Source organism: Paenibacillus sp. UNC496MF, assembly GCF_900113915.1.
In the GTDB taxonomy this organism is placed as follows: Bacteria; Bacillota; Bacilli; order Paenibacillales; family Paenibacillaceae; genus Paenibacillus_Z; species Paenibacillus_Z artemisiicola.
The window spans coordinates 199860-214478 of record NZ_FORE01000004.1; the positions used below are offsets into that span (position 1 = coordinate 199860).

Below are 14619 nucleotides of genomic sequence, written 5' to 3' on the forward strand. Positions count from 1 at the left end.
GAATCGAAATTCATGGAAAACGCAATTCCTTCGGGGATTGCGTTTTTTCGCGCGCTACTGCCCGGGGCGGCGGCAAATGCATAAAATCGGCTCCATTCCTTCATACTGACTGATGACTATACATGCGGGAGCTGGAAATATGTTGAAACGAGAGCATCGGCCGTTGAGCGTGCAGGCGGATATGACCGTCCTGCTCGACGACCGGCACGAGCAGGCGGACGCGGCGCGCGAGCAGCTAAACCGGTTCGCGGACTTGATCAAACGTCCGGGCCATATCCATACGTACCGGATCTCGCCGATGTCGCTGTGGAACGCCGCTTCGGCGGGCATGACGCCGGACGACGTGCTGCGGGCGCTCGCCGCGCACAGCGCGTACGACCTGCCGCTGCAGGTCGTCGGCACCGTCCGCAAGCTGGGCGACCGTTACGGCAAGCTGCTGCTGGAGCAGACGCCGGACGGCCGCCTGCTGCTGCTTGGCGAAGAGGAGCTGCTCGCCGCGCTCGGCGAGCATGCGGCGGTAGCCGCCGCGCTGCAGCCGGAAGAGACGGCGGAAGGACGGCGAAGCGTGAAGCCGGAGGCCCGCGGCCTGCTGAAGCAGGAGCTGATCCGGCTCGGCTACCCGGTGCTGGACAAGGCCGGCTACCGGCACGGCGAGGCGCTGGACGTCGGGCTGCGGACCAAGACGGCGGGCGGGCGGGCGTTCCGGCTGCGCGACTATCAAGAGCGGGCGGTCAATTTGTTTTACCGCGAAGGGCAGGCGGACGGCGGAAGCGGCGTGCTCGTGCTGCCGTGCGGCGCGGGCAAGACGGTCATCGGCATCGCGGCGCTCGCGCGGCTGCGGTGCGACACGCTGATCCTGACGTCGAACGTGACCTCGGTCCAGCAATGGAAGGCCGAGCTGCTCGACAAGACGTCGCTCCGGGAAGACGAGATCGGCACGTACGCCGCCTCGTCCAAGGAAGTCCGGCCGGTTACGATCGCGACGTACCAGATTTTGACGAGCCGCCGCCAGAAGAGCGACGAATATGGACATATGCGGTTGTTCGGTCAGCGGAATTGGGGACTCATTATCTATGACGAGGTGCATCTGCTGCCCGCGCCCGTGTTCCGGATGACGGCGGATCTGCAGGCAACGCGGCGGCTGGGACTGACGGCCACGCTCGTGCGCGAAGACGGCCGGGAAGAGGACGTCTTCTCGCTGATCGGCCCGAAGCGGTTCGACCTGCCGTGGAAGACGCTGGAAACGCGGAATTGGATCGCGTCCCTGACCTGCACGGAGGTCCGGATTCCGCTGGCGAGCGACGATGCGAAGGCGTACATGGAGGCGGACGAGAAGGCGAAGATTCGCTTGGCCGGCGAAAACAAAGACAAAATCGACGTCGTGCGCGGGTTGCTGGAACGGCATGCGGGCAAGCAAGCGCTCGTGATCGGCCAATATTTGACCCAGCTTCACCGGCTGGCGGAAGCGCTTGAAGCGCCCGTCCTGACGGGCGAGCTGCCGCACGAGGAACGGACGGCGCTGTACGACCGCTTCAAGACCGGCGAAATTCAAGTGCTCGTCGTATCGAAGGTCGCCAATTTCGCCGTCGACCTGCCGGAAGCGGCGGTCGCGATTCAAGTGTCGGGCAGCTACGGCTCCCGGCAGGAGGAAGCGCAGCGGATCGGCCGCGTGCTGCGGCCGAAGGCCGGCGATAACGAGGCTTGGTTTTATACCGTCGTCACCCAAGGTACGAAGGAGACGGAATTCGCGAGCCGGCGGCAGCTGTTCCTGCTCGAGCAGGGCTACAGGTACGAGCTGACGGAATGGCGCGAGCCGCAAAACCGGCTGCCGGGTGGCGCAGCCGCGCTGAAACGGGGGGCAGCGCGGTGATGGCGCACGATATCGCGGCGAAGTTGACGGAAGAGCAGGCCGGACGGCTGCGGGAGCAAGCGATATGGGCCGGCTTGGCGGCGTCTTGGCCGGAGGCGATGCTGAACCCGGAGTGCGCGCGGACGGTATGGACCCGGTTGCCGGAGGAGGCGGCCTTGACGCTCGGGCTGATTCTGGCCGGCTTCGGGCCGGCGCCGTTTAAGGAAGAGCAGCTGCTGCAAGCCGCCCGCCCGGGCATCGCCGCCGGGGCCGACCTGCGGCTCGGGTTGCTGCGCCTTGCGGAGGCGGGCATCGTATTCCCCGTCCGCCGAGGCTGGGGCGAGAAGCTGTTCGTGCTGCCGCCGGACAGCTTCTTCGTCTGGCGCCGCGCGATCCGGTCCACGCGGAGCCCGCAGCCGCCCGAAGTCGACCCATTGTCCGTGCGGCCGATCGACGACGAAGGCTACGTCCCGCCGTTCAGCCTGCAGCTGCTGCACGTCATGGCAGCGATGGGGGAAGCCGGACTGAAGCTGACGGCCAAGGGCGTTCTGGCCAAGCGCACGGTGGCCAAAGCCGCCGAGCAGCTGCATGTCCGGGGCGAAACGCTCGCGCCGCTCCTTCCGCCGCCGGCCGGGGCGGAGGCGGAGGCGTATCCGGCGGGCGTGCTGCTCGCGCTGGAGACGATGGCGCGGCAGGGCTGGCTCGTCCGAAGCGGGCAATCGCTCGCGCGGGACGACGCGGTTTGGGAGGCTTGGCTGCGCCTGGATGCCGCGGACAGGGAAACGGCGCTGTGCCGGAGCCTCGTCGAGGCGATCGCGGCGCGGAACGGCCCGGCGGCGGCCGGCGCGGCGGCGCTTGCCGCGCTCGAGGCCGGCAAATGGTTCCGGCTGCGCGACGTCGACGCGTCGCATGCGGCCGGGCAAGCGCTGCTGGCGAAGCCGCAGCCCTCGGCGATCGAGCCGTGGTGCCGCCTGCTGCGGCAGCTGGGCTGGCTGGAGCTCGCGGCCGACGGTGCCGGCGAGCCCGCGGTTCGGTGGCGCCTCGACCCGCTCGGGCTCACGGACGCGCCGCGGGAGGAGGGCGGACGGGAACCGGCGGAGCCGGCATTCGGCCCGCCCCCGGTGCAGCTGACGCCAGACGGCGAAATGTTCGCGTACGAGGATTGTCCCTATTCCGTCCGCTGGCAGCTGGAAGGGCTTGCGGAACGCCGGCGTACCGACCACATGACGGCGTACAGGCTGGAGACGCACGGCTACGCCCGCGCGGCCGGGGCCGGCCATACGGCGGATTCGTTGGCCGCGGCCGTGGAGGCGATGACGGGCGAACCGCTGCCGGACACGGTCCGCGCGATGATCCGGATGGGCATGGATGCCCGAACGGCCGCGGCGGGAACGGTGCGGGACGAAGCGGCGGGCACGGCCCGCGCCGACGCCGCCGGAGCTGCGCGCGGCGATACTCCCGGAGCTGCGCGCGCCGGCCTCGAGCCGCGCGGCGATACCGTTCCCGGAGCCGGCGGATCCGCTTCCGGGCCCGGCGAGCCTAAGCCCGTCGGCGCCGCGTTCGTTTACCCGCCTTCCGGGGAGGGCGGTTACGAGCTGCTGAACGAGCGTCCTTCCGTGAAGCAGCTGTTCGCCGGCATCGACGAGGTGCCTTCCATGTGGCTGAAGCAATTCCGAACCTACCATCATTCGACCCGAAGGGAACTGCTGGAGCAGGCATTAAGTTGGCGCGCGACGGTGAGACTGAATTGCGAAGGCGTCGCGACGGCGTTCATCCCGGAGCGGATCGTCGACGAGGCGGACGGATGGGCGGTCGCCGGCTATCGCCCGGACGCGGAGGAGCCTCAGACGGTCACGAAGCTGTATCCCGGCATGTGGGATGAAATGATGCTCGTGCTGCCGCCGCCGCTCGGCGTCCGATAACCGCGATTTCCCAGTCCGCTCTACCTTTTTGCGGCCGTGGTATGGTATGATACCAGTAAGGCATACGCCTATCGATCCTAGAGGGGGCGGGAATAATGGAAACTTTGCCGTTATCGGACCCCGGAGCGCCCGAATTGAATTTGCCGCTTTACGAATCTTACGATTCCAGCGAGGGCAGCGGTTCGGCATCGCTCGATATGGGGCAGCTGCTGTTAAGCGCCTACGAATTAGGCGATTTGATCAACCAATCGGCGGAAGTCGCCGAATACGCATATTGGAAATCCGTCGTCGACGGCGACGAGCAGGTACGCGGGCTGGTGAAGAAGTTCGCCAAAGCGAAGGAGCAGTTCGCGGAGTGCGAGCGGTTCGGCCGTTTCCATCCGGACTACAACGCCGCGAAGGACAACGTGCAGGCCGTGCAGCGCGAGTTGAACGAGATCGACTGCGTCGTCCGCTTCAAGGCGGCGGAGCAGGCGGTGGACGACCTGCTGCACGACGTCGCGGCGCAGATCGCCGGCGCCGTGTCGGACGCGATCAAGGTGCCGAGCAACGACCCGTTTCCGAAGGGCGGCGGCTGCGGCGGAGGCGGTTCGTGCAGCTGCGGCAGCGGAGGCTGCGGGTAAGAGAAGCAAGCGGAGAAAGAGGAGAAAGCGGGGGGCAGTCATGTTTTCGGAACGCGTGGGTTACATCGTGTGGGTCAGCGATCTTAAAGCGGCCCGTTCGTTGGAGAAATACGGAACGGTTCATTACATGTCGCGTAAAATGCATTACGTCGTCATGTACATGAACGCGGACCGGGCGGACGAAGTCGTGCGCAACATGGGGCGCCTGCCCTTCGTGAAGCGCATCGAGCGCTCGTACCGCAACGAAATCAAAACGGAGTACACGCAGGGCGTACCTGACAAAACCCGTTTTTACAGCTTGTAATTCGCAGGCCCCCGGCCGTTTTTTCGGAGTTGGGGGTCTTTTTCTATCCCTGCAACATCCAGTAAAAACCAAATTTGGGTCGTCTTTATTTTTATGTTGAAATATCGGACATGCATGCTACAATAATATGGAAAGTACATATAGATAATAAGGCCTACTTCTGGGGAGGGGTGGATCGCGAAATGAAAGACAAGATGACGGAGCGTTGGAACACGTACGAGTCCTTTCATGTCGTATTGGGCGATAAGAAGGTGGCGGACATTGTCATCACCAACCACGCCAAAAGCCGCTGGGCCGACCGAGTCGAAAGCGAGCGCACCGGCTTCGAGGACATTGCGGATTTCATGTGGCAGTGCTTGAAGCAGGGGCGCATCGAACCTTATTACCGAAACGAACAAGACGTCTACCTGATCGACGAAGACCTGGTGTTCGTGGCCGAATTCGCCGTGCTGGAGAAGGAAACGGACCTCGCCGGCAATCCGCTGCACAAGATGATCGTCGTCACGTTTCTCGGAAGAATGTCTGAGACTATAGAACTACGCGATTTGAAATCGTATTATTCCTGGCTGCGTCATTCCCGCCGAATGACGTTAATCAAGAATAGCCGGAAACGCAAGTAAAACGGGGACGCGCCCGGCGCGGCCCGATTGATCTGCGACGTACAAGCACGAGCTGCTGCGGCTCGTGCTTTTTCTATGCCGGGGCGAGGATTTGCGGCGCGATTCATGTATAATAGTGGACAGACAGCGCACAGAGAAAGGGAGGGGTGCCCGTCATGGCGCTAAATTTTCATCAGCTGCATATCTTCTACACCGTGGCGGACCGGGGCAGCTTCTCCGCGGCCGCGCAGGCGCTGCACATGACGCAGCCGGCGGTGACGATGCAGGTGCAGTCGCTCGAGGATTACTTCGGCACGAAGCTGCTTCAACGCTCGACCAAGCGGATCGAGCTGACGGAAGCGGGCAGGGCGCTCATGCCGTACGCCCAGCGGAGCATCGACTTGATCCGCGAAACCGACCAGCAGATGTCCAAGTTTACGAAGCAGCTCAAGGGCCGGCTGCAGCTCGGCGCGAGCCTGACGATCGGCGAATACATCCTGCCGAGGCTGCTCGGCCCGTTCGGCCAAGAGTTCCCGCATATCGCGATCAGCATGAAAGTGATGAACACGGCGCAAATCATGGAGGAGATCGTCAACCACCAGCTGAATTTCGGCCTGATCGAGGCGCCCGTCAATCATCCCGACATGCATATGGAAGCGGTCATGAGCGACGAGCTGAAGCTGATCGTCGGCAAGGCGCATCCGCTGGCCGGCTCGCGGGAAGTCGAGCTCGAGGACGTGATGAAGCATCCGATCGTGCTTCGGGAGCAGGGCTCCGGCACGCGCCTCGTCATGGAGGAGCAGCTGCGGAAGAAGCAGATCAGCATCGCCGACATGAAGATCGTCATGGAGCTCGGCAGCACGGGCGCGGTCAAATCGGCGGTCGAGGCGGGGCTCGGCCTGTCGTTCGTGTCCGCTTCGTCGGTCAAGCACGAGGTGGCGCTCGGACTCATTCAGACGATTCCGATTCGCGACGTCCATTTCAAGCGGCAATTTTATTCGATATTTCTGAAGTCGGCGCTGCTGCCGATATCGGCCGTGACGTTCCTGACTTTTTTGAGAGAGAGGGATCTGCAGCAATGGCTATGAGCGGAAGAGCGGATTTGCACACGCACACGACGGCGTCCGACGGCCTCCACCGTCCGGCGGATAACGTGGCCCGGGCGAAAGCGAACGGGCTCGCGGCCGTCGCGATTACCGATCACGACACGATCGACGGCATTGCCGAAGCGCTGGAAGCCGGCGAACGCCTCGGCGTGACGGTCGTTCCCGGCGTCGAGATCAGCACCGTCGCGGAAGGCATCGACGTGCACGTGCTGGGATATTACATGGATTGGAACGACGCCGGGTGGCGAACGAAGCTGAACCGCCTGCTGACGCTCCGGGAACAGCGCAACGAGCTCATTATCGGAAAGCTGGCCGAGCTCGGCCTGCCCGTCTCCTGGGACGAAGTGGAAGCGGAAGCGAAGGCGCATGGCAAGGACGGGGGCTCCATGGGCCGCCCGCACATCGCCGCCGTGCTCGTCAAGAAAGGCTACGTCGGCACCATGCAGGAGGCGTTCGACCGTTACCTCGGCCAAGACGGGGCGGCCTACGCCAATCCGCCGCGGCTGCATCCGTTCGAAGCGCTGGCGTGGATCCGCGAAGCGGGCGGGACGAGCGTCATCGCGCATCCCGGCTTGTACCATAACGACGCGCTCGTGGAAGCGATCATCGCGCAGGGCGCGCAAGGCATCGAAGTCTTCCATCCCGATCACGACGCCGCAGCCGAGGCGCGCTATCTGGCCATGGCCGAGCGGCACGGCTTGATCGCGACCGGCGGCTCCGATTTCCACGGCGAGCGGCAGGGCGTCGTCTTCCACGGGGAGATCGGCAGCCGGACCGTCGACGTCTCGGTGCTCGAACGGTTGAACCCGGCCGGGCGGCGAAACGGTTGACGGCACGCCGTTTCCGGGTCGGAAAGCGGCGTGCCGTCCGGGGAACGTCGTCGTCGATTGAAGGGTGAAGGCAGCGATCGCGCTGGAACATGTATAACAACCGCGATTGCTCGTTCTCTCGTTCTATTGAAGGCGGGCAGGCGGCCCTGCGATTCGCGCTCCGCGATTCGCGGCCTATGCCGGGCGACGCGCCGCCCGGTCAACGGGCGCGACCGCTACGCTTTGATTTGCGAAGGCAGTTCCTTCAGACGCTGTTCATCCGGAGTGATGAACAGCGTTTTTTGATGGTCGTAGATGACGAAGCCCGGCTTGGCGCCGCTCGGCTTCTTCACGTGCCGGACGAGCGTGTAGTCGACCGGCACCATGGAGGAGGAGCGGGCTTGGCTGAACTGGGCCGCCAGCATGGCCGCTTCCTCGAGCGTCCGGCTGCCGAAGCCGCTGCCGCGGATGACGACGTGCGAGCCCGGAATATCCTTCGTGTGCAGCCACGTGTCGTTCGGACCGGCGAGCTTGTTCGTCAGGAAGTCGTTCTGCGTGTTGTTCTTGCCGACGTAGATCGTATGGCCTTCCGAGGACGTGTAGCTGAGAAGGGCGGGCTGCTTCGGCTTCTTCCGCTTCGCGCCGCGCTTCGCGCGCTGCCGCATGTAGCCCTCCTCCGAGAGCTCGTCGCGGATTTCTTCGATGTCCGCCAGGGACGCGCTGTCCAGCTGCTGCAGCAGCGAGGCGAGATACGCGATTTCTTCCCGGGCGCGCTCCATCTGCTCGGCCACGTACGTTTGGCTGTTGCGGAATTTCGCGTATTTCTTGAAGAGGCGCTGCGCGTTCTGCGACGGCGTCAGCTGCCGATCGAGCGGCACGGCGACGGTCGGCATCTCCTCCTCGAAATAGTTGACGAGCTCCACGGCGTTGTCGCCGCGCTGAATCAGATGCAGGCTGGCCGTGAGCAGCTCGCCCAGGATCCGGAACTTGTCGGCCTCTTGCGCTTCCCGCAGCGAATCCTCGAGCTTCTCCAGCTTCTTCTCGTTCTTGCTCCGTTCGTTCTGCAGGAAGCGGATGAGATCCGTGACGCGCTGCTTGACCGTGTCCCGCTCCGCCTTGTCGCCGTAGAAGGCTTCCAGGCAGGCGCTGACCGAGGCGAATGCGGTCCGTGCTCCGTTCAGATGCGTGAGGACCGTCACCGAAAACGCGGCTTTGCCTCCGCTTCCGCCATCCGGCGCGACGATCTGCGGCTCATAATTGCCCGCGCGGAAGCCCTCCAGCATGTCGCGGAACGAAGGCCACACCGTCTTGACCGTCACGTCCAGCCGGTCGAGGCCGTACGGCAGGACGACGCCCGCGGCGCCGCGGAAGACGATTTCCCGGGCCAGCAGCGGGCTGAGGCCGCTGAACGCCGCGACGATCAGCTTCTCGGCCGTGAGCGATTCGGGCGCGGCCGGCTTCGGCGCGGTGCCGAAATGGATGCTGTCCTCGTCCGGCACGGGCGGGTGGAGCAGCAGCTCGCCGGCCGCGCGCAGCGCGCCTTCGAAGGCGGCTTCGTCCCGAATCGCGAACGGATCGCGCTTGCCTTGCTCCGGCGGGGCGACGTACGCGGTGCCGGGCATGACGACGCGGTAGCTGCTGATGGACGGCGTGACGTGATGAATGCCGTCGTGGATCGTCTCGGTCGCGGCGTCGAGCAATATAATATTGCTGTGCCGGCCCATCAGCTCGACGACGATGCGCTTCTGGAACGTATCGCCGAGCTCGTCCCGCTTGCGGACGTCCAGGTGCAGGATCCGTTCGCTGCCGACCTGGCGGACCGCCTCGATGACGGCCCCTTCGCAATATTTGCGCATCAGCATGCAGAACATCGGCGCTTCCAGCGGATTGACGAACGATTGCTCGGTCCAATGAACGCGCGGGTAGGTCGGGTTCGCCGAGAGCAGCAGGCGGCCTTGCGCGCCGCCCCCCCGGATTTGCAGCACGAGGTCGTGCGGCGAAGGCTGATGTATTTTATGGATGCGCGCGCCGACGCAAGCTTGCAGCTCGTCGGCGACGGCGCGGGTCACGATACCGTCTAAGGCCATGATGCGAAAATCCCCTTTTCTTCTGAGTCATCCTCCCTATCATGCCATATCCGGACCAAAAACTTAAGTCCCCGCTGGGATATTTTGCGGGTTGTCCGAATACATTTAGGCCATAGAGGCTGTCCGTCAGGCGGCAAGTATCGGAAGGGAGTCGGAGCAATGGAACAGGGAATGTGGCATGGGCTGGAAACGGCCGAGCTGGCCAAAGCGCTTGACGCGAATTTGGATGCCGGGCTGACGCCGGAAGCGGCGGCGGAACGGCTGGCCCGCACGGGACGCAACGAGCTGTCGGAGGGCAAGAAAGCATCGCCGCTGATGCTGTTTCTCGGCCAGTTCAAAGATTTCATGGTGCTGGTGCTCATGGGGGCGACGCTGATCTCGGGGCTGCTCGGCGAATACTTGGATGCCATCACGATCATCGCGATCATCATCATCAACGCCGTGCTCGGTTTCGTGCAGGAATTCCGGGCGGAGAAGTCGCTGCGCGCGCTCAAAGCCCTATCCGCTCCGATGGCCAAAGCGCTGCGGGGCGGGGAAGTCGTCATCGTGCCGGCGAGCGAGCTCGTGCCGGGGGACGTCGTGGAGTTGGAGAGCGGCGACCGGGTTCCGGCCGATATCCGGTTTCTCGAAACGAACAGCTGCTACGCGGAGGAATCGGCGCTCACCGGAGAATCCGTGCCGGTCGGCAAGCATTGCGACCCGATCAAGACGGCCGACCTGCCGCTCGGGGATATGCGCAACATCGGCTTCATGGGGACGATGATCACCCGCGGCACGGCCAAGGGCATCGTCATCCGGACGGGCATGAACACGGAAATGGGCAAGATCGCGAACCTCATCCAGCAAACGGAATCGATGGAGACGCCGCTGCAGCACCGGCTCGAGCAGCTCGGCAAAATCCTGATCATCGTGGCGCTCGCCTTGACGGTCCTGGTCGTCGCCGCGGGCATCCTGCACGGACAGCCCGCCTACGAAATGTTCCTGGCCGGCGTGAGCCTCGCCGTCGCCGCCATTCCGGAGGGTCTGCCGGCCATCGTCACCATCGCGCTCGCGCTCGGCGTGCAGCGCATGATCAAGCGGCGCGCGATCGTACGCAAGCTCCCGTCGGTCGAGACGCTCGGCTGCGCGTCCGTCATCTGCTCCGATAAGACGGGCACGCTGACGCAAAACAAAATGACGGTCACGCAGCTGTGGATCGGCGGCCGGAAGATGGACGTTACGGGCGAAGGCTACGAGCCCGCCGGCAGCTGTCTCGAGGGCGGCAAGCCGGTCGACGTCAAGCACGACCAGTCGCTCCGCCGGCTGCTCCAGATCGCGGCGCTGTGCAACAACGCGACGGTCACGAAGCTCGACGAGGAGCCGGAGTCGGCGAAGCGCAAGAAAGGCAAAGGGACGGTCGTCCAGGACGAATGGGTGCTGAAGGGCGATCCGACGGAAGGCGCGCTCACGGTGCTGGCCTCCAAGCTCGGCGTCTCGGCCAAATCCATGGAAGGGCTGTACAAGCGCGTCAAGGAGTACCCGTTCGACTCGGATCGCAAGCGGATGTCCGTGCTCGTCCACCATCAGGGCGGCCGCCTCATCTGCACGAAAGGCGCGCCGGACGTGCTGATGAACCAGTGCACGTATACCCTGTGGGACGGCAAAGTCGTGCCGTTCACGGCCACGCTCAAGCAAAAGGTGAGCGAAGCCGCGGAAGGCCTCGCCGCCGGCGCCTTGCGGGTGCTCGGCTTCGCGTACCGCGAGCTGCGACCGCACGACGCGTCGGAGGTGGATACCGACGTGGAGAACCAGCTGATCTTCGTCGGGCTTTCGGGCATGATCGACCCGCCGCGCCGCGAAGTGAAGGACGCGATCGCGCAATGCCGGCGCGCGGGCATCAAGACGGTCATGATCACGGGCGACCACCAGCTGACGGCGGAGGCGATCGCGGGACAGCTCGGCATCATGCCGCGCGGGGGCATCGCGGTCAGCGGCCAGCAGCTGAACGAGATGTCGGAGGAGCAGCTCGACCGGCTCGCGGACAATATTTTCGTCTATGCCCGCGTCTCGCCGGAGCATAAGCTGCGCATCGTCAAGGCGCTGCAGCGCAAAGGCCACGTCGTGGCGATGACGGGCGACGGCGTCAACGACGCGCCGGCGATCAAAGCGGCCGACATCGGCATCGCGATGGGGATCACGGGCACCGACGTGTCCAAGGAGGCGTCGTCCCTCGTGCTGAGCGACGACAACTTCTCCAGCATCGTGTCCGCGATCGAGGAAGGCCGCGGCATCTACGAGAATATCCGCAAGTTCATCCGTTATCTGCTCGCGTCCAACGTCGGCGAAATCCTGACGATGTTCCTGGCCATGATGGCCGGCCTTCCGCTGCCGCTCGTGCCGATCCAGATTCTGTGGGTCAACCTCGTGACGGACGGCCTGCCGGCCATGGCGCTCGGCGTCGACCAGGCGGAGAAGGATCTCATGCAGCAGAAGCCGCGTTCCGCGAAGGAGAATATTTTCGCCCGCCGGCTGGGCTGGAAAATCATCAGCCGGGGCATCCTGATCGGCGTGTTCACGCTGCTGGCGTTCTGGATCACGCTCCGCATCAAGCCGGGCGATCCGCAAAACCTGATCCACGCGCAGACGGTCGCGTTCGCGACGCTGGTCATGGCGCAGCTGATCCACGTGTTCGACTGCCGGAGCTCGCGCTCGATCTTCCACCGCAACGTGCTGCAGAACAAATATTTGCTCTTCGCGGTGCTGTCCTCCGTCGCGCTCATGGCGGCCGTGCTGTACGTCCCGGCGCTGCAGCCGATCTTCAAGACCGTGCCGCTCGGACTGCGCGACTGGTGCCTCGTCATCGCCGCCGCCGGCGTGCCGACGTTCTTCATGGGCATCGGCAGCGTGCTCGGCACGACGGACAAGAAGAAAAAGAAGAAAAAATCCGGCATGCAGCTCGGCGGGCAAAAGCCGGCCATGCGCTGAGTTTGCGCAGGCACGGATTCTGCCCGGAAGCGTTCAAGCTTGAATAAGAGAGGTAACGAGGCCGCCGGGGTTAGTCCGGCGGCCTCGTCCGCGTTTCCGGGCTGCTGGACCTTCACCCTGCGTCATGGTTTATAATGAACGCAGCCGATGAACGGGACGGGAGGAGGGGATGAAGTTGAAAATCCATGAAGTCGCCGGCAAGCTCGGCATCACGCCGCGCGCGATCCGGCTGTACGAGGCGAAGGGCCTGCTGCGGCCGGGCCGGGAAAGGGACAACGGCTACCGGACGTTCTCGGAGCGCGACGCCTGGCGGCTGCAGACGATCGCCGCGCTGCGGGACGTCGGACTCGGACTGGAGCGGATCGCCGCGATGCTCGACAAGCTCGACCGCGGGGACTCCGCGAGCGCGCATCATTATCTGGAGCTGCAGCGGATGGCGCTTGCTTCCAAGCGGGTGGAGGGGAAGCACGCCCTCGACGTGCTCGACGAGCTGATCGGCCGCCTGGAAACGAAAGGCCGGCTGGAGGCCGACGCTCTGTTCCGGTTAACGGGCCGGCTGAACGAGATCCGGCGGCAGCAAGCCTCGTGGATCGACGCGTGGCGGTTCGACGAGCTCGCAACGCGGTTCGACGGCTCCGCGGCGCTGCTGTCCACCGGGCCCGCGCTCTCGCAGGCGGAATACGGGCGGACGCTGGACATGATCGCGCAGTGGACGGCTCCGCGGCCGGGAGAGCCGGGGCTGGACGTCGGGACGGGGACGGGCAATCTGGCCGGCCTGCTTGCCGCGCGGGGCGCGCGGATGTCGGCCGTCGACCAGTCCAAGGCGATGCTGGCGATCTGCCGGGAGAAGCATCCCGATGTGGCGGCCAAGCTCGGCAACGCGCTGGCGCTGCCGTTCGCGGACGGCCGGTTCGCGTTCGTCGCGTCGGCGTTCTCGTATCACTTCCTGAACGCGGAGCAGCAGCTGCTCGCGCTGGCGGAGATGGACCGCGTCCTAAAGCCCGGCGGGCGCGCGTGCCTGGCCGGACTCATGACGGAGGAAGGCGGGGAAGCGGCCGGGACGGAGCCGGCCAAGCACAGCATCGGGCGCGAGAGGACGGCGGCATGGTTCCGCGAGCGGGGGTACGTGACCGTTCATTATGCCATTAATCCGCAAATCGGCGTCCTGCACGCCGCCCGCGCGTCGTGACTTGACCTTCGCCCGGCGTCAGGGCTCATGCTGGGGATGCACCAACACACGGGAGGGAACAAGATGATCGATCACGACGTGATTTATCGGGAAGAAGCGGCGCGCTACGACCGGCTCGTCGCCCGGGAGGACCAAGCGGGCAATCTGTTGAAAGCCGTTCGCGCGGTCATGCCGGATTTGGAGGCGAAGGACGCGGCGGACATCGGCGCGGGCACGGGGCGGCTGACTTCGCTGCTCGCGCCGCACGTGCGGTCCATCCGGGCGACGGACGCCTCGGAGGCGATGCTCCGGCTCGCCGCGGAGCGGCTCCGCGCATCGGGCGCGGCCAACTGGACCGTCGCGCCGGGAGCCAACGACCGTCTGCCTTTGGCGGACCGCTCCGCCGACCTGCTGACCGCGGGCTGGACGATCTGTTACTCGGCCAGCTCTTCGGCAAGCGGGTGGCGGGACAACCTGCGGGCGATTATGGCCGAAATCGACCGCGTGCTGCGCCCGGGCGGCGCGGCGATCGTGTTCGAAAATTTCGGCACGGGCTCGGCGGAGCCGAATCCGCCGGAATTCCTGACCGCGTATTACGCCGAGCTCCAAAACCGCTACGGCTACAAGCACGTCTGGATCCGCACGGATTACCGGTTCGAAACGAACGAGGAAGCCGTGGCGCTGACCGATTTCTTCTTCGGCGGCGAATTAAGCCAAGCGCTGGCCGAGACCGGCGCGACCGAACTTCCCGAATGCACGGGCGTCTGGTGGAAGCACGTATAAGCGACATGCCGGCGGCCCCCAATTGCCGGCGAGCGAATCGCGAGCCTTGGCAATCCCGTGCGGCTAGCGTGAAGCGTGTCCCGCCAGGGACGAAAGCGAGCCAAGCACGCATATCCGGCAAAACCGTCTCTGCGGCGCGTCACGTTCCCATGGTCCCGTCAGGGACATCAGGCAACTCGCGAGCGCCAGACGTTAAGCGCGCCCGCGGGGGACGAAAGCGAGCCCTGCGGCCGGTCCCCCGGGCGCGCTTCTCGGTTCCGCCGACGTTAGACCATCGGGGTGTCCAGAGGACGGAGCCCTTGGGCTCCCTTGGCATAAGGGGGATTTAGGGGGAAGGTCCCCGGGGTGGAAAACTGTCGACAATTCCCCCCGGTGTAAGGTAAACTATCTCTTAATAAGCAAGTT

11 protein-coding genes are annotated in these 14619 nt (G+C 64.9%); 10 read left to right on the top strand and 1 reads right to left on the bottom strand.

Going from position 1 to position 14619, the window contains the following annotated elements:
• Positions 1-139: 139 nt before the first annotated feature.
• The 7 genes from BMZ79_RS00920 to BMZ79_RS00950 all read left to right on the top strand — a co-directional run bounded on the left by BMZ79_RS00920 (position 140) and on the right by BMZ79_RS00950 (position 7233).
• On the top strand, positions 140-1870 hold the full coding sequence (locus BMZ79_RS00920) for a DNA repair helicase XPB (protein WP_090635776.1): 1731 nt from the start codon (positions 140-142) through the stop codon (positions 1868-1870).
• Positions 1870-3771, top strand: coding sequence for a hypothetical protein (locus BMZ79_RS00925; RefSeq protein ID WP_090635778.1), 1902 nt, complete (start codon positions 1870-1872; stop codon positions 3769-3771). The genes BMZ79_RS00920 and BMZ79_RS00925 overlap by 1 nt, the downstream gene beginning before the upstream one ends.
• 197 nt (positions 3772-3968) lie before the next feature.
• Positions 3969-4394 carry a YlbF/YmcA family competence regulator gene (locus BMZ79_RS00930; RefSeq protein WP_240546132.1) on the top strand — a complete coding sequence of 142 codons (426 nt, stop codon included), beginning with the start codon at positions 3969-3971 and terminating at the stop codon, positions 4392-4394.
• Positions 4395-4434: 40 nt separating this feature from the next.
• Positions 4435-4698, top strand: a complete 264-nt coding sequence (locus BMZ79_RS00935) for a YlbG family protein (protein WP_090635781.1) — start codon at positions 4435-4437, stop codon at positions 4696-4698.
• A 182-nt stretch (positions 4699-4880) separates the two neighbouring features.
• Positions 4881-5318, top strand: a complete 438-nt coding sequence (locus tag BMZ79_RS00940) for a hypothetical protein (RefSeq protein ID WP_090635783.1) — start codon at positions 4881-4883, stop codon at positions 5316-5318.
• Between the two features lie 155 nt (positions 5319-5473).
• On the top strand, positions 5474-6385 hold the full coding sequence (locus tag BMZ79_RS00945; RefSeq protein ID WP_090635784.1) for a selenium metabolism-associated LysR family transcriptional regulator: 912 nt from the start codon (positions 5474-5476) through the stop codon (positions 6383-6385).
• Entirely contained in the window at positions 6376-7233 is an 858-nt protein-coding gene (locus BMZ79_RS00950) for a PHP domain-containing protein (protein ID WP_090635786.1), read from the top strand. Before BMZ79_RS00945 ends, BMZ79_RS00950 begins: the two co-directional genes overlap by 10 nt.
• Before the next feature lie 215 nt (positions 7234-7448).
• On the opposite strand, the gene BMZ79_RS00955 is transcribed toward BMZ79_RS00950, so the two are convergent.
• A complete protein-coding gene (locus BMZ79_RS00955; RefSeq protein WP_090635788.1) occupies positions 7449-9299 on the bottom strand; it encodes an Rqc2 family fibronectin-binding protein in 1851 nt (616 codons plus the stop codon).
• A 159-nt stretch (positions 9300-9458) separates the two neighbouring features.
• Between BMZ79_RS00955 and BMZ79_RS00960 the strand changes: the two genes are divergently transcribed.
• The 3 genes from BMZ79_RS00960 to BMZ79_RS00970 all read left to right on the top strand — a co-directional run bounded on the left by BMZ79_RS00960 (position 9459) and on the right by BMZ79_RS00970 (position 14214).
• Positions 9459-12263, top strand: coding sequence for a calcium-translocating P-type ATPase, SERCA-type (locus BMZ79_RS00960; RefSeq protein WP_090635789.1), 2805 nt, complete (start codon positions 9459-9461; stop codon positions 12261-12263).
• A 175-nt stretch (positions 12264-12438) separates the two neighbouring features.
• Positions 12439-13452, top strand: coding sequence for a MerR family transcriptional regulator (locus BMZ79_RS00965; protein ID WP_177221941.1), 1014 nt, complete (start codon positions 12439-12441; stop codon positions 13450-13452).
• A 63-nt stretch (positions 13453-13515) separates the two neighbouring features.
• On the top strand, positions 13516-14214 hold the full coding sequence (locus BMZ79_RS00970) for a class I SAM-dependent methyltransferase (protein ID WP_090635792.1): 699 nt from the start codon (positions 13516-13518) through the stop codon (positions 14212-14214).
• Positions 14215-14619 lie beyond the last annotated feature (405 nt).